The organism is Rhizobium sp. SAFR-030, assembly GCF_059415005.1.
Window position 1 is genome coordinate 481,194 of sequence record NZ_JBPFDO010000003.1, and the last position, 25,765, is coordinate 506,958.

17 protein-coding genes are annotated in these 25,765 nt (G+C 66.3%); 10 read left to right on the top strand and 7 right to left on the bottom strand.

Going from position 1 to position 25,765, the window contains the following annotated elements:
* Positions 1 to 497 precede the first annotated feature (497 nt).
* Positions 498 to 7,487: an apolipoprotein A-IV repeat region-like domain-containing protein gene (locus ACR65N_RS11840; protein ID WP_440457157.1), complete on the bottom strand. Its 6,990-nt coding sequence runs from the start codon at positions 7,485 to 7,487 to the stop codon at positions 498 to 500.
* Between the two features lie 456 nt (positions 7,488 to 7,943).
* Here ACR65N_RS11840 and ACR65N_RS11845 point away from each other — a divergent pair, with 456 nt between their 5' ends.
* On the top strand, positions 7,944 to 8,312 hold the full coding sequence (locus tag ACR65N_RS11845; RefSeq protein WP_440457158.1) for an Hpt domain-containing protein: 369 nt from the start codon (positions 7,944 to 7,946) through the stop codon (positions 8,310 to 8,312).
* Positions 8,313 to 8,479: 167 nt separating this feature from the next.
* The gene (locus ACR65N_RS11850; protein WP_430303779.1) at positions 8,480 to 8,800 is read left to right on the top strand and encodes a 2Fe-2S iron-sulfur cluster-binding protein; all 321 of its coding nucleotides are present in this window, start codon (positions 8,480 to 8,482) and stop codon (positions 8,798 to 8,800) included.
* A gap of 484 nt (positions 8,801 to 9,284) precedes the next feature.
* Here ACR65N_RS11850 and ACR65N_RS11855 read toward each other — a convergent pair whose 3' ends face one another.
* A complete protein-coding gene (locus ACR65N_RS11855; RefSeq protein ID WP_440457159.1) occupies positions 9,285 to 9,902 on the bottom strand; it encodes a DUF922 domain-containing Zn-dependent protease in 618 nt (205 codons plus the stop codon).
* Between the two features lie 80 nt (positions 9,903 to 9,982).
* Between ACR65N_RS11855 and folP the strand changes: the two genes are divergently transcribed.
* Genes folP through folK form a run of 3 tightly spaced genes read left to right on the top strand, consistent with a single transcriptional unit; the run spans position 9,983 to position 11,761 of the window.
* Positions 9,983 to 10,876: a dihydropteroate synthase gene (gene folP / locus ACR65N_RS11860; RefSeq protein ID WP_440457160.1), complete on the top strand. Its 894-nt coding sequence runs from the start codon at positions 9,983 to 9,985 to the stop codon at positions 10,874 to 10,876.
* On the top strand, positions 10,873 to 11,238 hold the full coding sequence (folB, locus tag ACR65N_RS11865; protein ID WP_440457161.1) for a dihydroneopterin aldolase: 366 nt from the start codon (positions 10,873 to 10,875) through the stop codon (positions 11,236 to 11,238). The genes folP and folB overlap by 4 nt, the downstream gene beginning before the upstream one ends.
* The gene (gene folK, locus ACR65N_RS11870; protein WP_440457162.1) at positions 11,207 to 11,761 is read left to right on the top strand and encodes a 2-amino-4-hydroxy-6-hydroxymethyldihydropteridine diphosphokinase; all 555 of its coding nucleotides are present in this window, start codon (positions 11,207 to 11,209) and stop codon (positions 11,759 to 11,761) included. The genes folB and folK overlap by 32 nt, the downstream gene beginning before the upstream one ends.
* Before the next feature lie 21 nt (positions 11,762 to 11,782).
* Here the strand turns inward: folK and ACR65N_RS11875 are convergent, their stop codons facing one another.
* The 4 genes from ACR65N_RS11875 to ACR65N_RS11890 all read right to left on the bottom strand — a co-directional run bounded on the left by ACR65N_RS11875 (position 11,783) and on the right by ACR65N_RS11890 (position 15,591).
* The gene (locus ACR65N_RS11875) at positions 11,783 to 12,337 is read right to left on the bottom strand and encodes a hypothetical protein (protein ID WP_440457163.1); all 555 of its coding nucleotides are present in this window, start codon (positions 12,335 to 12,337) and stop codon (positions 11,783 to 11,785) included.
* Between the two features lie 102 nt (positions 12,338 to 12,439).
* Entirely contained in the window at positions 12,440 to 13,507 is a 1,068-nt protein-coding gene (locus ACR65N_RS11880; RefSeq protein ID WP_440457164.1) for a YcjF family protein, read from the bottom strand.
* 10 nt (positions 13,508 to 13,517) lie between these two features.
* Entirely contained in the window at positions 13,518 to 14,990 is a 1,473-nt protein-coding gene (locus ACR65N_RS11885) for a YcjX family GTP-binding protein (RefSeq protein ID WP_440457165.1), read from the bottom strand.
* 91 nt (positions 14,991 to 15,081) lie between these two features.
* Entirely contained in the window at positions 15,082 to 15,591 is a 510-nt protein-coding gene (locus tag ACR65N_RS11890; RefSeq protein WP_440457166.1) for a SixA phosphatase family protein, read from the bottom strand.
* Positions 15,592 to 15,863: 272 nt separating this feature from the next.
* Between ACR65N_RS11890 and dksA the strand changes: the two genes are divergently transcribed.
* Positions 15,864 to 16,283, top strand: coding sequence for an RNA polymerase-binding protein DksA (gene dksA / locus ACR65N_RS11895; protein ID WP_430303770.1), 420 nt, complete (start codon positions 15,864 to 15,866; stop codon positions 16,281 to 16,283).
* 146 nt (positions 16,284 to 16,429) lie between these two features.
* On the opposite strand, the gene ACR65N_RS11900 is transcribed toward dksA, so the two are convergent.
* Entirely contained in the window at positions 16,430 to 17,704 is a 1,275-nt protein-coding gene (locus tag ACR65N_RS11900; protein ID WP_440457167.1) for a flagellar biosynthetic protein FliO, read from the bottom strand.
* 374 nt (positions 17,705 to 18,078) lie between these two features.
* Here ACR65N_RS11900 and cckA point away from each other — a divergent pair, with 374 nt between their 5' ends.
* The 4 genes from cckA to ttcA all read left to right on the top strand — a co-directional run bounded on the left by cckA (position 18,079) and on the right by ttcA (position 25,760).
* On the top strand, positions 18,079 to 20,688 hold the full coding sequence (gene cckA, locus ACR65N_RS11905) for a cell cycle histidine kinase CckA (protein ID WP_430303768.1): 2,610 nt from the start codon (positions 18,079 to 18,081) through the stop codon (positions 20,686 to 20,688).
* Positions 20,689 to 20,895: 207 nt separating this feature from the next.
* Entirely contained in the window at positions 20,896 to 21,984 is a 1,089-nt protein-coding gene (gene recA / locus ACR65N_RS11910) for a recombinase RecA (protein ID WP_430303767.1), read from the top strand.
* Positions 21,985 to 22,142: 158 nt separating this feature from the next.
* On the top strand, positions 22,143 to 24,803 hold the full coding sequence (alaS, locus tag ACR65N_RS11915; protein WP_440457168.1) for an alanine--tRNA ligase: 2,661 nt from the start codon (positions 22,143 to 22,145) through the stop codon (positions 24,801 to 24,803).
* Positions 24,804 to 24,887: 84 nt separating this feature from the next.
* Positions 24,888 to 25,760 (top strand): tRNA 2-thiocytidine(32) synthetase TtcA, encoded by an 873-nt coding sequence (gene ttcA / locus ACR65N_RS11920; RefSeq protein WP_440457169.1) that lies wholly within the window; start codon positions 24,888 to 24,890, stop codon positions 25,758 to 25,760.
* Positions 25,761 to 25,765: the final 5 nt, after the last annotated feature.

Here is a 25,765-nt window from a genome sequence, read left to right on the forward strand (position 1 = left end):
GTTAGCAGGCAAGCATCTCTGAAGGCCGGCGTTCGACGAGAACGCCGGCCTTTTTGCGTCTGAGGATGGCACTCTCGCCACGTGTGGTCTGTCCATGCGACGTCGTTTGGAGGCGCTGGACCCAACCGAGCGTCACCCGCGGATGTTCGTGGTGACAGGCAGGTTCGTGCTCGGACCTAGGAAGGCCGTGCTGCGGGATGATTTCCGACCGGGGCGGGGCGTTCAAGACCTCGGTCTGTCGGGAGATCGACTTTCTGCGTCGCCGCCGAAGCCTCGCGCGACTGGCGGCACAGCCACGAGGGGCTGAAGATCATCCGGGCGATGGAATTGCGCAAGGCATAGCCGCGGTCCGCTTCTGGTTCATGAGGCGACCCTGGCACAGGCCCTTTCACGCTGACTGGCCAAAGGGCCGGATGATCGTCCCTTCTGCCTGGTAAAAACGGAACGGCCGCCCCAAGGGCGGCCGTCGTCGTTTGAGGATTGGCGAGTAGCCCGGGTTAGCTGAAGCGGCCCGCGGCATGTGCCAGCATCGTATAGACCTTGCCGGTATCGGAGGTCAGGTAGCTCTGCGTGACGCTGCGATCGCGATCGGTGCGGGCAACGTCGGCAAGCAGTTTTTCGAAGTCGGCGATGTAGCGGTCGACGGCGGTGCGGAATTCCGGCTCGCGCTGGTACTTCCGCTGGATGTCGTCGAAGGTCTGCTGGCCCTTCAGCGTGTAGAGGCGACGGGTGAAGACGTCGCGCTCGCCGCGCTGGTAGCGGCGCCACAGGTCGACCGAGGCATCGTGATCGATGGCGCGGGCGATATCGACCGACAGCGAGTTCAGCGATTCCACCATGTGGCGGGGATTGCGCTGGTCGCCGTTGCGCTGCTGCGGTTCGGCGGCGCGGGCGGCAGGCTGGCGGAGCGCCGCGGTCTCGTCGGCATCCTCACGCGAGGCGCCGCGCAGCAGGTCGCTGATCCAGCCGCCGGTTTCGCCACGCTGCGGCGCGGGCTCCGGCTGACGGGGAGCGACCGCCGTCGGGCGATCGACGGGCAGGGTGCCGCGCAGGCCGCTGGCGAGCGTTTCGCTGCGTGGCTGTGCCGTTGTCTGGGGTGCCGGCTGCTGGACCGGGCGCTGAGCCGGTTGCTGGGGGGCAGCGATGGTGGCGCGCGGTGCGGCGACGGCTGCTGCCGTCGGCTGCGGACGCACCGGTGCCGGGGCAGGCTGGGCCACCGGTTGCGGCTGTGGCTGGGGCTGCTGGCGCACCGGCGCCGGCTGCGAGACTTCCAGCGACTGGGCGGACTTGCCGACCAGGGCTGAAATATCCTGCAGCGCCTTGATCTGCTCGGAGACGGCGCGGCGCATGGCGGCCGCACTTTCCTTGGCTTCTTCCGGCAGATCGAAGGCGCCGCGCTTCAGTTCGGCGCGGGTGTCGTCGAGTTCGCGACGAATTTCGCCGGCCGAGCGGCGGATCTCGTCGGTGGCGCCGGCGAAGCGCTGCATGGCTTCCTCGACCGACTGGCGGAGCGCCTGGCGCAGTTGTTCGGCGGTGGCATCCGACTTGCCGGCGGCCTCGGCGAGCATCCGCTCGACATCCGTCAGCGAACCGGCAATGCCGCCGCGCATGCGTTCAGCAAAGACGCGCGAGCGCGTCTCGGCATCCGACAGGGTGTTCTCGATCGCCTGGGTTGCCTCGGTGCCGGCACCCATCAGCGCGGCGCGCATGCCTTCAGCCGTCTGTTCGGCCTGGTGCTGGGTCTCGGCGAGGTTGCGGTTGATCTCGGCGAACGAGCCCTGCAGGTTCTGCCGCAGGCGCTGGCCGACTTCGGCGCTGCGCTCGTCGACACGCTGGAAGGCGCCATCGACGATGGTCGACAGGTTGCGCATGTTGATCTCGATCTCTTCCGACCGCTTGACGAGGCCGACGGAGAGCGAGCGAAGCGCATCCTGGCGCTCGGTGAGCGTGCTGGCGAGGTTCGACTGGGCGGCGCCCAGCAGTTCCGACGCCTGGTCGAGCACCTTGGTATACTCGTCGAAGCGGCCGACGATGGTGCCGACCTGGGTCAGCGTGTGACCGGAGATGTGGGTCAGGCGGTCGACATTGTTCTCCAGCAGGCGGCTGGAGCTCGACACCATGTCGGCGGCCTGGGTGGTGCGCTCGGTGAAGCGGGCGGCCGTCGCATCGAGCTTCTCATCGGCTGCGGCGAGCTTGTTGGTTGCATCGTCGATGGTGACGCCGATCTCGCGGGCGGCATGCTCGACCAGCGAGGCGATGCCGGTATTGCTGTTTTCCAGCCGGGTGATCAGGTCGTTGACGTTTGCAGCCAGGCTGTGCTCGACATTGCGCAGCGTGCCGGCGGCCTGCTGCGTGCGATCGCCGATGGCGGCCAGCGTCTCGTTGGTGCGGTTGGCGATCGCCTCGACGAGCGCGCCGTTTTCCTGGCGCAGGCGCTCGGCGTTGAGATGCGCTGCAGCCACGAGACGTTCGGCACTCTCGTCGGCAGCCGTCGCCAGACGCTCGGCGGCCGAACGACCGGTCTCGGCATACTGTTCGACCAGTGGCCGGGCCTTCTCGACGATGAGGCGCGACAGCTCGGCCGAGCGCGAGGCCAGCATCGAGTTGAGGTCACGGGAGCGGTTGTCGAGGCTGGAGCGGATGGCTTCGCCGCGCGCCTCGAGCGCCTTGTCGACCGCCTCGATGGCGGCGTTGATATCGCCCGCGGTTTCGCTGAGCGTGCTGCGCAGGCTGTCGCCGCGGCTGGCGAAGGACTGGTCGAGCGACGACAGGGTGGTGTCGATCGACTGAGCGGTCTCGGAGAGCGAGGAGCGGATGGCATTGCCGCGCTCGTCGAGCGTGCGGCCGGCCTCGTCCAGCGTCCGGGCGATGCCGCCGACCTGGTTCTGCACCAGCGTCTCGGCTTCAGACACCTTGTGCATGATCGAGTTGCCGGCTTCGGAGAAGGCCTGGGCGACCGCGGCAGCCTGGCCGGCGAGCCGGTTCTGGGTCTCGCCGATGCGACCGACGATCTCGTTGGAATGCTCCTCGATCGAGCGGGTGAACTCGGTGTGACGGTTCGAGATGTCGTCGGAGAACTGCGTTCCGACCTTGGACATGTCTTCCGAGAACTGCGTGCCGACCTTTGACAGTTCTTCAGCGGAGCGCATGGCTTCGCTGTCGAGTTCGCGGGCGGCGGTGCCGACGGCCTCGCGCAGCGAACCGGCGAGGGTGGAGGCGCGGCCTTCGATGGTACGCGACACGTTGTCGAGACCGATCGAGATGGCGCGGTCCATGGTCGACAGGCGTTCCTCGACGCGGGCGGTGCCGGTCTCGAAGCTCGAGCCGATGCGCTCGGCTGCCTCGTTGCTGATCCGCTGGAATTCGGCAGAGCCCTGCTCGACGGTGCCCGTCAGGCGGTCGATGCTGGAGGTGCTGACGCGCTCGAGATCGCTGGTGCGCTCCTGCAGGCGTTCCGACAGGTCGCGGCCGGCGTCGTCGACGCGCGCAGCGACCGTATCGATCTGGGTGCGGATCCGCTCTTCCAGGCCGCCGAACGTGCCTTCGATGCGGCGACCCGTTTCATCGAGCACCGTCGAGACGCCGCCAACGGTCTGTTCGACACGGCTGGAGAAATCGCCGGCAGCCGAGGTGATTTCGCGGGCCGCGTCGCCGAGGCGATCGGCGATCTGGCCGGCGCTGTCGCGCAGGCGGTCGTCGAGGTCGCCACCGACGCCGTCGATGATGCCGCGCAGCGATTCCTGCTGCATCTCCAGCGACATTTCCAGCATGCCGGTGCTTGTGGCGATCGTCGTGCCGAGCAGGGTTGCCTGGTCGTTGAGCAGGTCGCCAAGCTGTGTGTGAGCCTCGTCGAGGGTGAGCGAGATCATGTCGCGGCGATCGTCGAGCGTCGCGCGCAGCCGTTCATGCGCCGTCTCCAGCGTTTCGGTGACGCGTTCGGCCGTCGACGATGTCAGCTGCGACAGGCGTTCCTCGCTGGTGCCGAGCGCGCCTTCGACACGGCCGATGCCGGTGGCAAGGCTGCTCTCGAACCGCTGGGTGTTCTCCGACAAGGCAGTCTCGATGCGATCGGCGGCGGTGCCGACCGTGCGATCGATCGTCTCGCTGCCGAAGGAGAGGGTGCGCGACAGTTCTGCCGTACGATCGGCAAGCGAGCGGTCGAGACGCTCCTGGTTTTCGGCATAGGCGGCGCGCAACGCTTCGCTGCGGCTGCCGAAGCTGCGGGCCAGCTGTTCGTCGGCCTGCTCGACCGTCGACATCAGCGCTGCCGAGCGTTCCTCCATCGCCTGGGCAAAGCGGTCTTCGCTGAGCGCCATCGTGGTGGTGAGCGACATGGCATGGTCGCCAAGCGTCTCGGCGATGCGCTCCGAAGCGCCGGAAACGATCTCGCCGAGTTCGTCGACCCGGCGGCCGAGGTCGCCCTCGATCCGCCCGCCGGTTTCGGCGAGCCGCTGCGACATGGTGTCGATGCGGCTGTCCATCAGGCCGGCCAGACGATCCTCGTTCAGCGACAGGGTCGTCGTCAGCGCCATGGCGCGATCGTCGAGTGCATCCGCCAGGCGCTCGCTGGCGCCGGCAACGATGTTGCCGAGCGCATCCACACGACGGCCGAGATCGGCATCGATGCGTTCATGGCCCTCGGTCAGAGCCTGCGACAGGGTATCGATGCGGGTGTCGATGAGGCCGGTCAGGCGATCTTCGCCCACCGACAGCGTGGTGGTGAGCGCCATGGTGCGGTCGTCGAATGTTTCGCCGATGCGCTCCGAAACGCCGGATACGATGTTGCCGAGCGCGTCCACACGACGGCCGAGATCGGCCTCGATGCGTTCATGGCCGTCAGACAGCGCCTGCGACATGGTGTCGATGCGGCTGTCGATCAGGCCGGTCAGGCGATCTTCGCCGACCGAAAGCGTGGTGGTGAGCGCCATGGTGCGGTCGTCGAAGGTTTCGCCGATGCGCTCGGAGACGCCGGAAACGATGGTGCCAAGGGCGTCGACGCGGCTGCCGAGATCGGCCTCGATGCGGTTGTGGCCGTCGGCAAGCGCCTTCGACATGGTGTCGATGCGGCTGTCCATCAGCCCCGACAGGCGGTCTTCGCCGACCGAAAGCGTGGTGGTGAGCGCCATGGTGCGGTCGTCGAAGGTTTCGCCGATCCGCTCATCGACGCCGGAGACCATCTCGCCGAGATCGGTCATGCGACGGCCAAGGTCCGTATCGATGCGCTGATGGCCTTCGGACAGCGTCCGCTGCATGCTGTCGATGCGCGTATCGATGAGGTCGGCGAGGCGTTCCGGCGCACCGACGACGGCATTTTCCAGTGCCGAGGTGCGGGCTTCGAGTACCGAGACGAAGCGCTCCTGACTGCCGGCGACGGCATCGACGATGGCGGCCGACCGATTGGTGACGGTTTCCTCGAAGCGCGTCTGGCTCTGGTCGAGGGCGCCGGTGAAGCTGCTGGCCTGCTCGGCCATCACGGTGCCGATGCGCTCGTGGGCGTTGGCAACGCTTTCGGTCAGTTCAGCCGTCTGTGCGGCAAGCGCGCCGGCAATCTGGATGCTGCGGTCGTCGAGATCGTCAAGCAGAGCGCGGCTGCGTTCGTCGAGACCGCCGACCAGCGAACGGCTGCGGCTGTCGAAGCCTTCCGTCAGATCGCGGTTGCGGGCATCGAGATCTTCGATGAGGGCGCGGCTGCGGCTGTCGAGGCCTTCGTTGAGGCTGCGGTTGCGTTCCTCGAGTTCGGCGGTCAGGCGACGGGTGCGGCTATCCAGTGCCTCGTCGATCTGGCTGCGGCCGCTCTCGAGCGCCGTTTCGATCAGTTCCTGGCTGGTGCCGAGCGTCGTTGCGAGCGCCAGCGAATGATCGGTCAGCGACGAGCCGATGCGATCGATGCTGGTCGACAGGATGCCCTCGATGGAATCCGAGCCGCCGTTGACCGTCTCGCTGATGCGCGCCAGGCTTTCGGTGAGTTTCGAGCCGAGCGTACCGGCGCGCTGATCGAAGGCGCTGGTGAAATCGGAGAGGCCGGTGTCGAAGCTGGCGCTGAGCTGGCCGATGGTGCCCTGCAGGCGTTCCTCAAACAGGCCGGTGCGCAGGTCGAGGTCCATGACCGCATCGTCGGCGGCGGACTGCAGGCTCTGGCGGAAGCCGGCGCCCTTGTCGTCGAGCGACCGGTTGAGCGAGCTGAGGACGCTGTCGAGCGAGCCGGTGATGGTGCGCTCGCCGTCGGTCAGCGTGTCGTTGATTTCGCGGGTGCGCGACAGCAGCGTCTCGTTGAGCAGGCGCGTGCGCTCGGACAGCGCGGCGTTGAGCTTGTCGGTGCTGGCATCGAGCGTCGAGGCGCGGGTCTCGAAGTTCTTGAGGATCTCGTTGCCGCGATTGGCGAGCGTTGAGGTCAGCGTCTCCAGACGGTCGTCGAATTCCAGGGCCAGCGACGAGCCGGAATCGGTGAGCGCCTTCAGCAGCGTGTCGGTCTTTGCAGCGAGCAGCGAGCCGAGCGCTTCGCCGGCGGCATTCGAGCGCTCCGTCAGCACGGCAGCGCGGGTATCGATCATCGAGGCGAAGGCTTCGCCGGTGGTGGCGAGCCGGACGGCGATCTCTTCGGTGGCGAGCGACAGGTCTTCCTTCAGCTGGTCATGGGCGCCGACGATGGAAGAGCGGATGCGTTCTGCGTGGTTGACGATCGCGTCGCGCTCGGAGCCGAGCTCGTGGACGAGGCCGCGCACGCGCAGTTCGTTGTCGGCATAGCTGCGCTCGAGCGCGGTTACTTCGGAATGCACCAGCGTCTCAAGCTCGGTTGCCCGGGCAATGGTGCGCTCGATGCCCTCGTTCATCGCCGAGACTTCGCGGCGGACGGCCTGACCGACGGACATGATGCGCTCGGAGGCGATGGTTTCCGGTTCCGAGAGGCGCAGCGCCACTTCTGCCATGGAGCGGGCGGCATTGCGCAGGTCCTGGGCGCGGGCCATCATCACGGCGAAGGCGAAGAACAGCATGATCGGCACGAAGATGCCGATAAGGACGGCAAACAGGCCGGGCATGGCGAGCAGCGAGGCGACAGACGAAGCCTGCCACAGCTGGCTGCCGTAAAGCAGCTGGGCGAGACCAAGGCCGCAGAGCGCCCAGAGAACCGACACGATGCCGGCATTGCGGAGCGCCGAACGCATGGAGCCGCTTTCCAGCGAGCGGAGGATGGCGGAATTGGCGCGGCGGCCGCTGTCGTTGGCGGGCTCGAAGGTCGGCGATTTCGGCGCGGTGGTTTCCGCAGCCGGCGGACGGGGCGCTTCCGGCGGACGGGTCGGGCGCTGGGGTCTGGCGGTACGCTGGTCTGGCTTCTGTTGCACACGTGCCTCCCGGGGCGCAGCTGCAGGCCTGCCTCGAGACGCCGGCTGCTGCGGCTGCGGCTCGTCGTTGAAGTCGATCTTCAGTGCGTCTTCCAGTGCCTGGAAGGCGGTCTCGTCGATCGACTCGCTGTGCGGATTCTTAGCCATGCGGTTACGCCTCGTTACATACTCATCCGGCCAGTCGCTGTTTTCCGCCTTGCCGTCTGCAGCGAACTGTCGACCCGCCGTCCGGAGCCCGCCGGCATTGCTGCGGCACGATCCGGGCATTCCAAAGACCGGCTTTCTTCCTTGACCACGTGGTCATAAGAAAAGCTTACCGGCTACGCATTTGCCGGGAGAGCGTCATGCCCACACCGGTTTCAATCGTACTGTAGTGGCACATTCCCCGCGAAGACACAATTCGAGCCCCCGGAGGCTCATGGGGATGGCCCTCTTGTTAACAGATTTTAAACTCTGGCTGCCGCCGTTTTCCCTGATTCTGGCGGCGGTTACGCATCGTTAACCATGAATGCAGAAAGCCCGGGCAAACTGTGCCGAAATTTAACGCGATGTCGACCGGTACGCCTCAGGCTCGACCGAGGTGACAACACAAGGAACATCAGCATGGCAGCGGTCAGCATCGCTTTCGAAGCGCCCGAACAGGCGTCCGGCTCCCGTGCAGGGTCCGAGCGGCCGATCGACCTCGTGCATCTGGCGGTGCAGACGATGGGCGACAAGCTGCTGGAGGCCGAGGTGCTGCAACTGTTTACCCGACAGGCGCGGGCAGCGCTCGCCGAACTCTCATCCGGCTCGCCGAAAGCGGTGGTCGCGTCCGCACACCGGCTGAAGAGTGCCGCCAACGGCGTCGGTGCCTTCAAGGTGGCCGCGCATGCGCAGTCGCTGGAAAACGATCCGCAGGATGCGGTGGCCCGCGCAGCGCTCAGCGCCGCCGTCGTCGAAACCGAGAACTTCATCCTCAGGCTGTCGCGCTGAAGGTTAGACACAAGCGTTCGCAAGCGCCGGCGCGGCCCGTCGGCTCCGCTCGCCGGACGGTGGCGCAGACGGCCGGATGCATTGGAAACATTGACTGAGGCGGCGAATTGTCGGAAGACAGCGCCGCCTTTTTCCGTTATCCCGCAAGCTTCTCCCAGGATCCAGACATGACGAAACTGACCATCGTCGCCTTCGACGGCACGCGCTTCGACCTCGATGCGGAGCCCGGCTCCACAGTCATGGAGAATGCCGTGCGCAACTCCGTTCCCGGCATCGATGCCGAATGCGGCGGTGCCTGTGCCTGTGCCACCTGTCATGTCTACGTCGACGACGCCTGGACCGAGGCTGTCGGCGGGCCGCTGCCGATGGAAGAGGACATGCTGGATTTCGCCGTCGACGTGCGCCCGACCTCGCGCCTCTCCTGTCAGATCAAGGTGACGCCGGAGCTCGACGGGCTCGTGGTGCAGGTGCCCGAACGCCAGGGCTGACCGCCGTCCCGCCTGCCGGGATTCCGGCAAAAAAATAGCCTCGCTGCGCTTTCAAGCGTCGAGCGAGGCCGAGGCTGGCGTATCACCGACAGGCGAGGGAGGAGCGACCTGTGGCAAGACGATACGCCGGGAGGAGAACACGATACGCGCGGACTACGCCCAGAAGGGGGTGACACGCATCGGCGTGCCCTGAACTGAACGTCGTCCAGAATGTCCGGCTGCCGGGGGCTGCTGCCGTCCGGACGCCGCGCGGACCCTGGAACATCATGTTCCGGAAAAGGCGGTTGCCGCATGCGCCGCCTCGCATGCGGCAACGTCGCCTCTGGTCCGCCCGGAGTGTCAGAAATCCTGACCGCCGTCCGTAAGGCTGAATGTATGCGTATTTACTAAAATGCGCTATTCCGAGAAATCATCGATCATTGGCGAGGGGCGGCGCAAGCTCCGGGCGAGGCTGGCAACGTGTCGCCAGCCGGCTGAACCAGCCTCACTCGGTCGCGGCGGCGCGGTACTTGAGCAGCCGCATCATGCGCGCGTCAAAATTCTTCGACTCGACGATATCGAAGCGCAGCTGTTCCTTGTCATGCTCGTCGACGATGCGCCGCGTCGTTTCGCCGACGCGGGCCTCCAGCAAAGCGCAGGTGGCCTGCGGCCGCAACTGCTCCAGGCTCTGCTCCAGCTGGCGGGCATAGTTGCGGGCGATCTCGGCGTGGCGTTCCTCGTGGCGCTTGATGTCGGAGGACAGCGTGTCCCAGATCAGCCCAAGGCTGCCGGTGGCGGCGCGGCGGTTCTTCCAGCGCGGCAGGATGATCTTGGTCTTCAGGGTTACCTTGGTGCCGCCGATGGAGCAGCGCGCCGTGTCTTCCAGATAGGTGACTTCGCCGCCGAAGCTGATCTGCGTTGCGCCGGGATGGCGAAAGCCGCTGGCGCGGGTCATCGGACCGCGCCGCTCAAGCTCGCTGTCGAGATCCTCGGCGGTGCGGCCGCCGATCGAGAAGTAGGAATAGGTCTTGGTAATCAGCGGTGCGGGAGAGGCCAGACCTGGCGCCGCAAGCAGCAGCAGGGTTGCCCCGAGCAGAAATCGGGCGCGGCGGGCTGAGGACATTCTGGGCCTTGCGAGATTGAAGTTGGCTGAAGCTTGGGGCATAGCGCTTAGCATCGCAACAGGTCGTTGCGAAATTGTTCGTGAACGAGACGATTGGACCTCCGGTGATTCTCCCCAGCGGCAAGATTTGGCAGGTCGGCCACGGCAGACAGCTTTCGCTCGGACCGCAGGGTCACCTGATGGCGATCATCAACGTGACGCCGGATTCGTTTTCCGACGGCGGCCGTCACCAGGGCGTCGAAGAGGCGGTCTCGCATGCGCTGCGCTGCGTAGAGGAGGGGGCAGTGATCCTCGACATCGGCGGCGAATCGACGCGTCCCGGTGCGACGCCCGTCTCGCCGGAAGAGGAACAGGCGCGGGTTCTGCCGGTAATCGGCGCCCTGAGGGCCGCGACGGATGCGCTGATCTCCATCGACACCTATCGCGCCTCGACGGCGCAGCTGGCGGTCGAGGCGGGCGCCCATATCGTCAACGACGTCTACGGCCTGCGCCACGACCCGCAGATGGCGCAGGTGGTGGCGCAATCGGGGGCGGGGCTGGTGATGATGCACACCGGCCGCGGGCGCGAGGCGGAGAAGCTCGCCGACCTGATCGCCGACCAGCAGCTGTTCTTCAAAACGTCGCTGGCGCTTGCCGATGCGGCGGGCATTGCCCGTGATCGCATCGTGCTCGATCCAGGCTTCGGGTTTGCCAAGAATGCGACCGAGGATTTTTCGCTGATGGCGCGGTTCGAGGAGCTCCAGGCGCTCGGCCTGCCGCTTCTGGCCGGCACGTCGCGCAAGCGCTTCATCGGTTCCTCGACGGGCCGCGAAGCGCCGGATGCGCGCGACGTCGGAACCGCGGCGACGACGGCGCTGTTGCGGATCGGCGGGGCGGCGATCGTGCGCGTCCATGCGGTGCCTGCCAATCGCGATGCGCTGCGGATTGCCGATGCGGTGCTTGCGGCAGGCGCCAGGCCGGGAGAAAGCCATTGAAGACCTACCAGATCACGTTGAAGAACTGCGCCTTCTACGGACGCCACGGAGCGCTGGCGGAAGAATCGGTGCTTGGCCAGCGGTTCTTCATCGATGCCGAGCTGGAAGTACCGGCTGCATCGGCGCTGGCGGAGGACGATCTGACCGCCACCGTGCATTACGGCCATGCCTTCACCGTCATCGAGGATGTGGTGACGAAGACCCGGCGGGCGCTGATCGAGGCACTGGCGAACGACATCGCGCTGGCGCTGTGCGCCAAGTTCCCGCAGATCCGGCGGGCGGCGATCACCGTGCGCAAGCCGAGCGTGCCGATCCCAGGGATCCTCGACCATGTGGAGGTGCGTGTTGAGCATCGTCCCTGAGGCAGACAACCCGCGGACCTGGACACAGGCGGCCATCGGGCTTGGCGGCAATATCGGCGATCCGGCTGGCGCCATGGCCGAGGCGCTGACGATCTTCGACGGCCGCGCCGACTGTCGCGTCGACGCCGTCTCGAGGCTCTACCGGACGCCGCCCTGGGGCAAGACAGACCAGGCGGATTTCTTCAACAGCTGCGCGCTGATCTCGACCGGCCTTTCGGCCAAGGCGCTGCTCGATCTCTGCCTGTCGATCGAGCGCGGCATGAAGCGTGTGCGCGTCGAGCGCTGGGGACCGCGCACCATCGACATCGACGTCCTGACTTTCGGGGAGCAAGGGGAGATCCACGAGGAGGGTCTCGACGTTCCGCATCCGCGGATGACCGAGCGAGGCTTCGTGCTGATGCCGCTTGCCGACATTGCGCCGGATCTCAAGGTGCTGGGCAAAACGGTTTCGGCCTGGCTGAGCCAGGCCGATGTCTCGGGGATCGCCGTTGCGGATGCGGCGCGCGACTGGTGGCGCCGCTAGCCGATCTCGATCAAGGTTCGATCAGGGCTTGATGGATCCGACGGCGAGCTCGTCGGTATCACGCGTCAGGGCAAGGCCGATGACCGGCACCATCTGCTCCTCGACCTTCACCGAGATCGTGATGTTCATGACCGCGGGGTTCTGCATGCGGGCGATCATCACGCCGTTCAGCTTGGCGCGGTTGATGCCGACGACGATCTTGTCGCCGCTGACGGCGCCCGAGACGATGTCGAGACCCTTGCCTTCGGCGCCATCGAGGAACTTGCCCTTGTAGCCGCCGCCGGCCTGGCTGATGACAGCGGACATCGGCTGCTTGAAGACGCCGACGCGGCAGGTGCCGTCGAGCTTGATGCCGAGATCGGCGTCAGGCGTCGGTTCGCCGGTGAGGTTGCAGGTGAACTTGGTGCCCTTGTACTTGCCGGCTACGATCTCGCCCGGACCCTTCCAGGCGCCGGCTGCGGTCTCGAAAAACACCTTGTCGCGGGGCGCTGCATCGGCCTGCGGGGCGATGGCGGCAACGGCGAGGGCAGCGGCGGCGTACAGCCCGCCCTGCGGGAAAAAGAAGCGCGAGACCATTAAACTTTCCTTGGCGAGCGGCGTCCTGAATTGCGTTAACCATAGTCTCGCAGTGGTTAACGAGCCGTTTATTTTCGGTGGTTTCCGGGCCTTGCGCCCGGTTCAGGGCGTGCGATTTCCGGACGAGGCGATGTCGCCGATGAAGTCGCCGATGCCGGGCCGTCTGAGGGCGCGGAAGGGCAGCGGACGGCAGAGATCCATGGCCGCGATGCCGATGCGGGCGGTGAGCAGCCCGTTGATGACGCCCTCGCCGAGGCGTGCCGAAAGCTTTGCCGCAAGACCGTGGCCAAGCACCTGCTGGGCGATACCGTCGCCGACGGCGATCGAGCCGGTGACCGCCAGGTGGGCGATGACGTCGCGCAGCAGCCGCAGCAATCCGATCGTGCCGGGACGGCCCCCATAGAGTTCGGCCATGGCGCGCACCAGCCTTGTGACCTCGAACAGCACATAGGCGAGATCGACGACGGCGCGCGGGCTGACGGCGGTGACCACAGAGGTGCGCCGCGAAGCGCCGAGAATGAGGGCACGTGCCTGGCGGTCGAGCGGCGCCATGAGTTCGCACTCGGCAAGATCGAGAAGCTGCGGCGCGTCGATGATGTCGTCCTTCGTCGCATCCAGCGCCGCCCGGCCGCGGGCCGTCTCGGCCCGGTGCGACAGCAGGGTTTCCAGACGCGAGACGATCTGGCGCGCGGTCTTCGGACCCGAGGTCGCATCGATCGCCTCGGCCTCAGCCTTCAGCGACTGGACGGCGCCGAGCCGCATCAGCCCGACGATCTCGCGACCGACGACGATGGCAAGTGCGAGGACCGCCACGGCGAGAACGCCGACGGCTGTGTAGCCCAGCCAGTCGGCGCGCGAAAACAGATCGCGGACGATGGCATCGGCCCACAGCCAGAAGGCCAGCGACAGGAAGGCGGTGAAGGCACCGACGGCGAGCTTGCCGAACGAGAAGCGACGCTTGCGCGGCGTGGCGACCAGCGCCTCGGCCGCCGCCAGTTCCGGCGGTGTGATGAACGGATCGTCGGCATCTGCTGTCGGAATGATCCCGTCGTCGAATGCCCTTGGCGCACGCCGTACGGTTACCGGCGCATCGTCGCCGGACAGCTGGAAGACACCCGGACGGCGAGGCGTGGCCTGGGCCTGCGGCGGTTCGCGGTCGTCATTGGTCATCGATCGCTCCTCATGCGAGCCGGTCTCCGAACAGGAACTGCAGGGCGCGGTCGAGGCGGATATGCGGCACCGAAAGCGTCACGTTGCCGGCCTCGTCGATGTCCGGCGGACGGAATCGGACGATATTCAGGTGGGGTAGCGCGGGATCTTCAGAAACAGAGTCCGGACCTTGAAAAAGAGAATCCGGTTTCTCCGGCAAGTCCCCGGGAAATATCGCTGTTCGGCGTTTGCCGTCGAAGATTTCGCCGTCGATCCTCTCGCCCGCCATCGGCGTGCCGGTGATCACCGGCAGCGTTTCGCCATCCTGACGCACCGTTGCCTCGCGGGTGGCGCGAACGGAGGCGATGGCCATCACCTCGATGCCGGCGCCGGACATGCCGATGCGCTGGATGGCGCGGTCGACGAGGCGGCGGGTGAGCGCTTCGAGACGGTCGTGGCTCTCGTGATGCAGGTGGTCGGCCTTGGTGGCGGCGACCAGCACCTTGTCGATCCGCCGGCCGAGCAGCGACGACAGCAGTGAATTGGTGCCGGGGCGGAAGCAGGCCAGCACGTCGGCCAGGGCCCGCTCAAGATCCTGGACCGCCTCCGGGCCGCGGTTCAGCGCCTGCAGCGCATCGATCAGCACGATCTGCCGGTCGAGGCGGGCAAAATGTTCGCGGAAGAAGGGTTTGACGACGACCGACTTGTAAGCCTCGAAGCGGCGCTCCATCATCGCCCCGAGCGTGCCGCGTTCGAGGCGGCCGTCGGGAAGGTCGGGGATCGGCGCGAAGGTGAGCGCCGGCGAGCCTTCGAGGTCGCCGGGCATCAGGAAGCGGCCGGGCGGCAGCGTCGACAGTGACCGCTCGTCCGACTTGCAGGCCTTGAGATAGGCGGCAAACGCTTCTGACAGGCGGCGGGCGGTCATCTCGTCGGCGGGAGCTGCCGGATCCATGCTGTCGGCCAAAGCCAGCCAGTCGCGTGCCAGTTCGCGACGGATGCCGGTGCGGGCAAGGGCGACGGTCGCGGCGCTGAAGGTGCGGAAATCCTGGCCGAGCAGCGGCAGGTCGAGGAGCCATTCGCCCGGATAGTCAACGATGTCGATCGACAGCTTGCCGGCCGAAAACATCCGCCCCCAGCCGCTGGCGCTCTGGTAGTCGAGCGTCAGGCGGAGCTGGGAAATGGCGCGGGTCGAATCGGGCCAGATCCGGTCACGCACCAGCGCCTGGATATGGTCCTCGTACTGGAAGCGGGGGATCTGGTCGTCCGGCTGCGGCTCCAGACGCGCGGCCGACACCCGGCCCGAGCGCACCGCTTCGAACAGCGGCAGGCGCCCGCCATGCAGGAGATTGTGGACGAGCGACGAGATGAACACCGTCTTGCCGGCCCGCGACAGGCCGGTGACGCCGAGCCGGACCGTCGGATTGACGAGGCCCGACGCGCGGTCGGTGAGGTTGTCGAACGCGATGAGCGCGTCGTCCTTGAAGGTGGTGAGGGATGGCGGCAAGGCAAAGACCCGTTGATGTCGTTCCTGCCTATATAGACACCGCATCCGGTTGCAAAAGGGAAGGGCGACCGGGAATGGCGCCGTGCCGCGCTCAGCCCTTGAGGAAATCGCTGAGCAGCCAGGTGCCGGCGGCGGCTGCAACCGTGCCGCCGTGGTCGAGAACCGCAAGTCCTGCCGTCGGATAGCCGGCCGGAATGGCGGCAGCGGTCCGGTCGTCGCCGAGCAGCGCCTGCAGAACCTCTTCCATGCGCGGGTTGTGACCGATCAGCATGACGCTCTCTGCCTGCTTCTGGGTGGAAAGAACCTCGAGATAGGTCTCGACGCCGCCGTTGTAGAGTTCGTCGATGAACAGCATTCCGCACTCCTCGCCGAAGGCGCGGCGCGCGGCGTCGGCCGTCTGGCGACAGCGCAGCGCCGTCGATGACAGCACCAGATCGGGCCGGTAGCGGCGGTCGGCGGCAAGCGACGTGACGATCTCGGCTTCGGCGAAGCCGTGCTCGTCGAGCGGGCGGTCGAAGTCGCGCCCGCCGGGTTCGGCCCAGGCCGAGCGGGCATGGCGCATGAGCAGGATGCGGGACGGCTGCGGCTCGACGGTTATCATGTGATTTTCGCGCTGGGTGACCGGAGGATGTCGAGTAGCCTGATGCCGGGCGCCGCGTCAACACTCCCGTTACGGGCAGTCGGACCGCCACCAAATCCCAAGGGTGGAAAACGCCGTTGCTCTGCGTTTCCAGAAACCGCTTAAAGATTAGTCGCTTAGCTGAAATTTATGTCAATTTTAAAAATGCCTTATAAACACGCGTCAGGCTTGAATCGTCCCCTTAACTTGGAGTATAGGACGCCGCGTGAGAGCTGTTCTTCAGGAGAATTGCGTTGAGTGAGAAGATCGACCTTAGCAGCTACATCCTCTCGGAAGATGATGAGTTCATGAATGCCAGCCAGCGGGCATATTTCCGAGCCAAGCTCATCGCCTGGAAAAACGACATCTTGAGAGAAGCGCGCGAGACGCTTGGGCACCTCGCCGAAGAAAGCGCCAATCATCCGGATCTCGCCGACCGGGCATCTTCCGAAACCGACAGAGCCATCGAACTGCGGGCCCGCGACCGGCAGCGCAAGCTGATCTCCAAGATCGACTCCGCCCTGCAGCGCATCGAGGACGGCACCTACGGTTACTGCGAAGAGACCGGCGAGCCGATCGGCTTGCGACGGCTCGACGCGCGGCCGATCGCCACCCTGTCGATCGAGGCCCAGGAGCGCCACGAGCGACGTGAAAAAGTCTACCGGGACGAATGATCCCGACCGGGCAAGGCGCTTTCCGCGGAAGGCGCCTTTTTTGTTTGCAGCAGAGGCTTGTCCGCAGGCGAGCTGCGACGTCCTCTCCTGCCTGACCCGTGACCGAGCGGCCGGGCAGAGCAACACGCTCCGCCCGTTGCCAGGTGCTAGCGATCGTTGCGGTTCACCGACATTTCGCCGAATATGCGGGCGATCTCCGTCTGCAGCGACGGATCGGGCGTCGCACCGGTGACGCGCGGCTGAGCCGGATCCCGCGGCGGCAGGGCCGGGACGGAGGTTGCCGGCTCGGCACCGTCCCGTTCCAGAGCCAGATTGTTGGCCATTTCCTCTTCCAGGATCCGATCGAAATCGCTGCCGAGCGGGCGCGAGGACGCCGGCGAGACGGGCGCCTGCGGCGGCTGCGGGTTCGCAACGATTGCCGGCGCAGCTGCAGCCGGTGTGGTGATTTCGAACGGTACGGGCGACGGGATCGATGCGGCGGGGGCTGGAGCCTGCGGCGTCGGATGGAAGACCCGCTGACGGGCGGCGTCGAGCGCGTCGGTTGCTGCGCCGATATCCGGGGCGGCGTTTTCCGTCTGTCGACGCTCGGCGGCCGGGAAGACCGGCGCGCTGACGGGAGTGACGGAGATTGGCGCTGCGGACATAGGGGCTGCGGACATAGGTGATGTGGGCGTGGGCGCGGCAGGCTCGGGAAGGACTTCCGGGGCCGGCGGCTCGACAGGACGAACGGTCTGCGCAGGCTGCGGCTGCGGCGTAGGCGGCATGTCTCGCACCGGCGCCTCGGCAGTCACCTGCGGCGCTGCGGGCTCGGCCATCTGGCGTTCGACCGGAGGTGTCGCGACAGGTCGCTGGGCTGCAGTCCGCTCCGGAAGGGGGCGCTCGGGGATGGGACGCTGGGCAGTCGGCCGGGCGCTGACCGGGCGTTCGACCGCAGTTTCTGCCGCCGGCTGTGGCGCAACGGCTGCAACAGGCTCGGCTGCCGGCGAACGGGCGACGGTCGCTGATGGCAGGCGCTCGCCCGCGGAAGAAATCTGGCGCGGTGGCGCCTGAAGCCGTGGCTCGGCCGGCGTCTCGTCGGAAAGGCTTGTCGTCTCGCCCCGCGGCTCCGCGTAGCCGACGGTCTGCAGCCCCTGGGGCCGAATGCCGCTTTCGATGACGACATCCGTCGGGCCGCCGATCATCACCAGATGTTCGACGTCGTCGCGGCGCACCAGGACGATCCGCCGGCGCGCATCGACGGCAGCTGCATCGAGCACCTGCAGGCGCGGCTGGCGGTTCTTGCCGCCACGCAGGAACGGCGAGGGGCCGCTGCGCCGGCGCAGCATCAGAAGCACGGCGACGAGGCAGAGAAAGCCGAGGCCGACGCCACCGACCGCGATGAACAGGCGGCCGCCGTAGTCGCTCATCAATTCCTCGATCATGCCCTGCTTCTCCTTGGTTGCCTGTTGCCCGACCACCGGGAGGCTTGGACGTCGAGGCGGTTTACCAAACCGCCAGATCATGGTGCCGACGGCAGGCCATCGGCGGTCACCGGCATGCACCCGGCAGCCTAGGCAAGTCGCAAGCCCGCGGCAAGCCGGCCCGCCGATACAGTCTGCCCCCGACAGGTTTCGTCGCCTGCCGCACCCGGCAATGGCGAATATGGAGAGGGGCGGCAGTTGAGCAATAGGAATATGAATGTCTTCAACGGCTTTCTGCGGCTCGACGCTTTTTGACGGAGCTTCAACTTGCTATGGAAGACGTCAGGAACGATTCCGGGGCCGTCACTGAACGACAGGTCGAAGTGCGAGGTGTAATGTCGAAAGCGCAGCCGGCCGCCAGTTACGACGCGCCGCTGGTGGACAGCGGCAGGCGGAGTGGCACAGTCTTGCGCCTGCTCCTGCTGGCGCTGGTGCTGGTCGGCGTGTCGATCGCCTTCGTGGTATTCAAGGACGCGATGGACAACGAACTGGTGCTGGGCGTGCTCGGCGTGCTGGCAATGGTCGGCATCTTCTTCATCGTTTCGTCGATCATCGGGCTTGTGGAAGTGATGCCGCAATCGCGCTCCGACGAGTTTGCCGCAAGCTACCTGGCCGGCCATCCGGACGGCATCCTGGTGACCGACGAGCGCAGCCGCATTCTTTACGCCAATGCCGCCTATGGCCGGCTGACCGGTGCGACGAAGGCGGCCAACGCCCAGTCGCTGGAAGCCCTCTTGTCGAAGAACCGCGAAGCGACCGAAGCGCTTTACCGCTTGACCGCAGCACTGCGCGAAGGCCGCGAGGGGCACGAGGAATTCCGCCTGCTGAAGCCGCTCGGCCGCGCCTCGGCCAGCGGATCCGGTGCCCACTGGTACCGCCTGAAGGCGCGCATCCTCACCTCGCCGACGCAAAAGACGCCGCATGACGTGTGGCAGATCGCCGACATCACCTCGGAGCGCGAGGACCAGGAGCGGTTCTTCCGCGAGCTGCAGAACGCCATCGACTATCTCGACCATGCGCCGGCCGGCTTCTTCTCGGCGGGCAAGAAGGGCGAGCTGTTCTACCTCAATGCGACGCTTGCCGAATGGCTGGGCCTCGACCTCACCAAGTTCGTGCCGGGATCGATGACGATTTCCGACATGGTGGCCGGCGAGGGCATGGCGCTGATCCAGTCGGTGCAGGCAGGCCCCGGCCAGACGCGCACCGAAACGCTGGATCTCGACCTGCGCCGCAGCAACGGCCAGAGCCTGCCGGTGCGCCTCGTCCACAGCGTCTCGTCGATGCGCGACGGCGCGCCGGGCGAAAGCCGGACGATCGTTCTCGGCCGGCCGAAGGGCGAGGGCGCCGACCAGTCGGCCTCGGCGATGCGCTTCACGCGGTTCTTCAACAACACGCCGATGGCGATCGCCTCGATCGGCGGCGACGGCAAGATCCTGCGCATCAACGCACCATTCCTCCGGCTGTTTGCCGGCGTGGTATCTCGCGACGATGTGGAGGCCGGCGCGACGCTGGACGCCATCGTCAACGAGCAGGCGCGTGGCGACCTGGAGCGGGCGCTGGCGGCGGCCAAGGACCGCCAGGGCGACATCGCGCCGATCGACTGCCGGCACCCGGGCGACGAGAACCGCCATGTGCGCTTCTACGTTAATGCGGTGATCGACGAGAGCGACGAGGCGCCGGAAGAGGTGGCGATCGTCTACGCCGTGGAGACGACCGAGCAGAAAGAGCTCGAGACGCAGATGGCGCAGACGCAGAAGATGAATGCGGTCGGCACGCTGGCCGGCGGCATCGCCCACGATTTCAACAACGTGCTGACCGCCATCCTGCTGTCCTCCGACCACCTGCTGCTGCAGGCGCGGCCTTCGGACGCCAGCTTCGCCGACCTTATGGAGATCAAGCGCAACGCCAACCGCGCCGCGGTACTGGTGCGCCAGCTGCTGGCGTTCTCGCGCAAGCAGACGATGCGGCCGGCGGTGCTGAACCTCACCGACGTGGTGGGCGACCTCAGGATGCTGGTCGACCGGCTGATCTCGGGCACCAATGTCAAGCTCGACGTCGATTACGGACGTGATCTCTGGCCGGTGCGCACCGACCTGTCGCAGTTCGAGCAGGTGCTGATCAACCTTTGCGTCAACGCCCGCGATGCGATGCCGCAGGGCGGCCAGATCCGCATCCGCACCCGCAACGTGACCGGCGCCGAGGCTGCGGCATTTGCCGGCGCGCGGCTGCCGGCCGACGATTTCGTCATGGTCGAAGTGGCCGACAGCGGCACCGGCATTCCGCCGGAGATCATGGACAAGATCTTCGAGCCGTTCTTCACCACCAAGGAGGTCGGCAAGGGCACCGGTCTCGGCCTGTCGATGGTCTATGGCATCGTCAAGCAGTCGGGCGGCTACATCTATCCGGAATCGGAAGTCGGCAAGGGCACGACGTTCCGGGTATTCCTGCCGCGCCACATTCCCGAGATCGTGCCGACGCCGGAACCGGGCAGCCCGGGCTCGGCCAGCGCCGACGTCGCGGCACAGCCGAAGATCGCCTCGGCCCCGGCCGAAGACGTCGATCTCACCGGCAACTCGGCGGTCGTGCTGCTTGTCGAGGACGAGGAGGCGGTGCGCCGCGGCGGCAAGCGGATGCTTGAAACCCGCGGCTATACCGTGCACGAGGCAGGCTCCGGCACCGAGGCGCTGGAGATCATGGAGGAGCTCGAGGGCAAGGTCGACATCGTCGTGTCCGACGTGGTGATGCCGGAAATGGACGGGCCGTCGCTGCTTAAGGAGCTGCGCAAGACCTATCCCGACCTCAAGTTCATCTTCGTTTCCGGCTATGCAGAGGACGCATTTGCGCGCAACCTGCCGGCGGATGCCAAGTTCGGCTTCCTGCCCAAGCCGTTCTCGCTGAAGCAGCTGGCGGTGGCGGTGCGCGAGATGCTCGACCGGCAGGACTGATGCGGCAGACGTGCACGCCCGGGACGGGACTAAACAGGCGTTGAGCTGGCGTTCCGCACAGGCCGGAACGCAAAGCGAACGCTCAGGCGATCATGGAAGAGAAACAACGGCATGAGCCCTCTTGCATGATGAGAACAAAAAGTGTACATACTGATCACCGGCTGCTGGATTGCTAGGGCCGCTGCGATAACCTAAAGGTGGGATCAGATGGCACAGAATTCATTGCGGCTCGTAGAGGAAAAATCGGTGGACAAAAGCAAGGCGCTGGAAGCGGCACTCTCTCAGATCGAACGGTCCTTCGGCAAGGGCTCGATCATGAAGCTGGGCGCAAACGAGAGCGTGGTCGAAATCGAGACAGTATCGACGGGCTCGCTGGGGCTCGACATCGCGCTCGGCGTCGGCGGCCTGCCCAAGGGCCGGATCATCGAGATCTATGGTCCGGAAAGCTCGGGCAAGACGACGCTGGCGCTGCAGACGATCGCCGAAGCCCAGAAGAAGGGCGGCATCTGCGCCTTCGTCGATGCCGAACATGCGCTCGATCCGATCTATGCCCGCAAGCTCGGCGTCGACCTGCAGAACCTTCTGATTTCGCAGCCGGACACCGGCGAGCAGGCGCTCGAGATCACCGACACGCTGGTGCGCTCCGGCGCCGTTGACGTGCTGGTCGTCGATTCGGTCGCGGCGCTGACGCCGCGCGCCGAAATCGAAGGCGAGATGGGCGACAGCCTGCCCGGCCTGCAGGCGCGTCTGATGAGCCAGGCGCTGCGTAAGCTGACCGCGTCGATCTCGAAGTCGAAGACCATGGTCATCTTCATCAACCAGATCCGCATGAAGATCGGCGTGATGTTCGGCTCGCCGGAAACCACGACCGGCGGCAATGCGCTGAAGTTCTACGCCTCGGTGCGCCTCGACATCCGCCGCATCGGCGCGGTGAAGGAACGCGAGGAAGTGGTCGGCAACCAGACCCGCGTGAAGGTGGTCAAGAACAAGATGGCGCCGCCCTTCAAGCAGGTGGAATTCGACATCATGTACGGCGAAGGCGTCTCCAAGACGGGTGAACTGGTCGATCTGGGCGTCAAGGCCGGGATCGTCGAGAAATCCGGTGCCTGGTTCTCCTACAACAGCCAGCGGCTTGGTCAGGGGCGCGAGAATTCCAAGAATTTCCTGCGCGACAACCCGGAGCTGGCCAACGAGATCGAACTGGCGCTGCGCCAGAACGCCGGCCTGATCGCCGAGCGGTTCCTGGAAAACGGTGGGCCGGACGCCAATGACGGCGACGGTGAACCGGACGCCTGATCCGATCCGCAACAGTCCTGAAATTCAAGCCGGCCGCATATCGCTGAAATGATATGCGGCCGGTTTTGCGTCGTGCTGGACAGGGTTCGGCTGGAACGGTAAAAGCCAGTGGTTTTTGGGACGAAGACCGCGTTCGAGGCGGCTTAGAAGGGCATGGCATGAGTGGCGTGAATGAAATCCGGTCGACCTTCCTCGACTACTTCCGGAAGAACGGTCACGAGGTCGTGTCGTCGAGCCCGCTGGTGCCGCGCAACGACCCGACGCTGATGTTCACCAATGCCGGCATGGTGCAGTTCAAGAACGTCTTTACCGGGCTCGAAAGCCGTCCCTATTCGACCGCCACCACCTCGCAGAAATGCGTGCGCGCCGGCGGCAAGCACAACGACCTCGACAATGTCGGCTATACCGCCCGCCACCTGACCTTCTTCGAGATGCTCGGCAACTTCTCGTTCGGCGACTACTTCAAGGAGCAGGCGATCGAGTTTGCCTGGAACCTCGTCAACAAGGGGTTCGACCTGCCGAAGGACCGGCTGCTGGTCACCGTCTATGCCGACGACGAGGAGGCGGCGACGCTGTGGAAGAAGATCGCCGGCTTTTCCGACGACAAGATCATCCGCATCGCCACCTCCGACAATTTCTGGCAGATGGGCGATACCGGCCCCTGCGGTCCGTGCTCGGAAATCTTCATCGACCAGGGTGAGCATGTCTGGGGCGGGCCTCCCGGCTCGCCGGAAGAGGATGGCGACAGGTTCCTGGAATTCTGGAACCTCGTCTTCATGCAGTTCGACCAGACGGCGCCGGGCGAGCGCACGCCGCTGCCGCGTCCGTCGATCGATACCGGCATGGGGCTGGAGCGCATGGCCTGCATCCTGCAGGGCGTGCACAGCGTCTTCGATACCGACCTGTTCCGCACCCTGATCGGCGCCACCGAGGAGGTCGTCGGCGTCAAGGCCGAGGGCGACCAGGCGGCAAGCTTCCGGGTCATCGCCGACCATCTGCGCTCGTCTGCGTTCCTGATCGCCGACGGCGTGCTGCCGTCGAATGAAGGCCGCGGCTACGTGCTGCGCCGGATCATGCGCCGCGCCATGCGCCACATGCAGCTGCTCGGCGCCCGCGAGCCGCTGATGTACCGGCTCTTGCCGTCGCTGGTGTCCGAGATGGGTCGCGCCTATCCGGAACTGCTGCGTGCCGAGGCGCTGATCTCCGAAACGCTGAAGCTCGAGGAAGGCAAGTTCCGCACGACGCTGTCGCGCGGCCTGTCGCTGCTGTCGGATGCGACCGATACGCTGACCAACGGCGATTCGCTGGATGGCGAGACGGCCTTCAAGCTCTACGACACCTATGGCTTTCCGCTCGACCTGACGCAGGACGCCCTGCGCGCCCGCGGCATCGGCGTCGACCTCACCGGCTTCAACGACGCGATGCAGCGCCAGAAGGCCGAAGCACGCGCCAGCTGGTCGGGCTCCGGCGACAAGGCGACCGAGACGGTGTGGTTCGAGCTCAAGGAAAAGTTCGGCGCCACCGAATTCCTCGGCTACGACACCGAGACCGCCGAGGGCGTGATCCAGGCGATCGTGCGCGATGGCGCGGTGGTCGACAGCGCGTCTGCCGGCGAGACGGTCCAGGTGATCGTGAACCAGACGCCGTTCTACGGCGAGTCGGGTGGCCAGATGGGCGATACAGGCATCATTCGCGGCGATACGGCAACGCTTTCGATCACCGATACGGTGAAGAAGGGCGAGGGTCTGTTCGTCCATCAGGCGACGGTGTCGGAAGGCTCGCTGAAAACCGGCGATGCGGTGGCTCTCGAGGTCGATCATGCGCGCCGGTCGCGGCTGCGCGCCAACCATTCGGCGACCCACCTGCTGCATGAGGCGCTGCGCGAAGTGCTCGGCACGCATGTCGCCCAGAAGGGCTCGCTCGTGGCACCGGAGCGGCTGCGCTTCGACGTGTCGCATCCGAAGCCGATGAGCGCCGAGGAATTGCAGAAGGTCGAGGAGATGGCCAACGCCATCATCCTGCAGAACGCTCCGGTCTCGACGCGGTTGATGAGTGTCGACGACGCGATTGCCGAGGGCGCGATGGCGCTGTTTGGCGAAAAATACGGCGACGAGGTGCGCGTCGTGTCGATGGGCACCGGCATCGACGGCGCCAAGGCCGGCAAGCCCTACTCGGTCGAACTCTGCGGCGGGACGCATGTCCGCTCCACCGGCGATATCGGCCTGGTGCGCATTCTCGGTGAAAGCGCCGTCGGTTCGGGCGTGCGTCGCGTCGAGGCGGTTACGGCTGCCGGCGCACGCGCTTATCTCGCCGAACAGGACGAGCGGGTAAAGGCGCTGGCCGGTGTGCTGAAGGTGCAGCCGACGGAGCTCGTGTCGCGCGTCGAGGCGCTGATGGACGAGCGCAAGAAGCTTGAAAAGGAACTGACGGATGCCCGCCGCAAGCTCGCCATGGGCGGAGCGCAGGGCGCACCGGCCGTCGAGGCGCGGGATGTCGGCGGCGTCCGCTTCCTCGGCAAGGCGGTCTCGGGCGTCGATGCGAAGGACCTCAAGGGCCTCGTCGACGAGGCAAAGACCGGGCTGGGGTCGGGCGTCGTGCTGCTGATCGCGGTTGCCGAAGACGGCAAGGCGAGCGCGGTCGTCGGCGTGACCGAGGACCTGACGGAGCGGATGAGCGCCGTCGATCTGGTGCGCGTCGCATCCGGCGCGCTTGGCGGCAAGGGCGGCGGTGGCCGGCCGGACATGGCGCAGGCCGGCGGTCCGGACGGCTCGAAGGCCGACGAGGCGATCGAGGCGGTGGCCGCGGCCATCGCGGCCTGACCTCTCCGTGATATCAATGGGTGCCGTGGCCGTTGCGGCGGCGGCACCGATAACACCCTCGCAACCACCCGCAAGGAGAGCGACGTGACGCTGGCGGCACCGATCGAGGCGATGGACGACCTGCCGGACGAGGGAGACGGTTTCCTCCACGGCCTGTTTGCCCATGCGCCGCAGACCACCGCCTTCAACAAGCTGCGCAAGCGGCTGTTGCGCCAGGTGCGCCAGGCGCTCGACGATTTCGGCATGCTGAACGGTCAGAAGCGCTGGCTGATCGGGCTGTCGGGCGGCAAGGACAGCTATTCGCTGCTGGCGCTGCTGATGGACCTGCAGTGGCGCGGTCTGCTGCCGGTGGAACTGGTCGCCTGCAATCTCGACCAGGGGCAGCCGAATTTTCCAAAGCACGTGCTGCCGGATTACCTGTCGTCGATCGGCGTCAAGCACCGGATCGAGTACCGGGACACCTATTCGATCGTCAAGGAGAAGGTGCCTGAGGGCGCGACCTACTGCGCGCTCTGCTCGCGGCTGCGCCGCGGCAATCTCTACCGGGTGGCGCGCGAGGAGAACTGCGACGCGCTGGTGCTCGGCCATCACCGCGACGACATTCTCGAGACCTTCTTCATGAACCTCTTCCACGGCGGCCGGCTGGCCGGCATGCCCGCCAAGCTGCTGAACGACGAGGGCGACCTGATGGTGCTGCGGCCGCTTGCCTACTGCGCCGAGGAAGACCTCATCAAGTTCTCCGCCGCCATGCAGTTTCCGATCATCCCCTGCGACCTCTGCGGCTCGCAGGACGGCCTGCAGCGCAATGCCATGAAGCAGATGCTGTCGACCATGGAAACGCAGATGCCCGGCCGCAAGGACCGCATGCTGCGGGCGCTCGGCCATGCCAACCCGTCCCACCTTCTCGATCCGGCGCTGTTCGATTTCGCCGGGCTGGTTGCCGCTCCCAAAGCTTGAGGTCT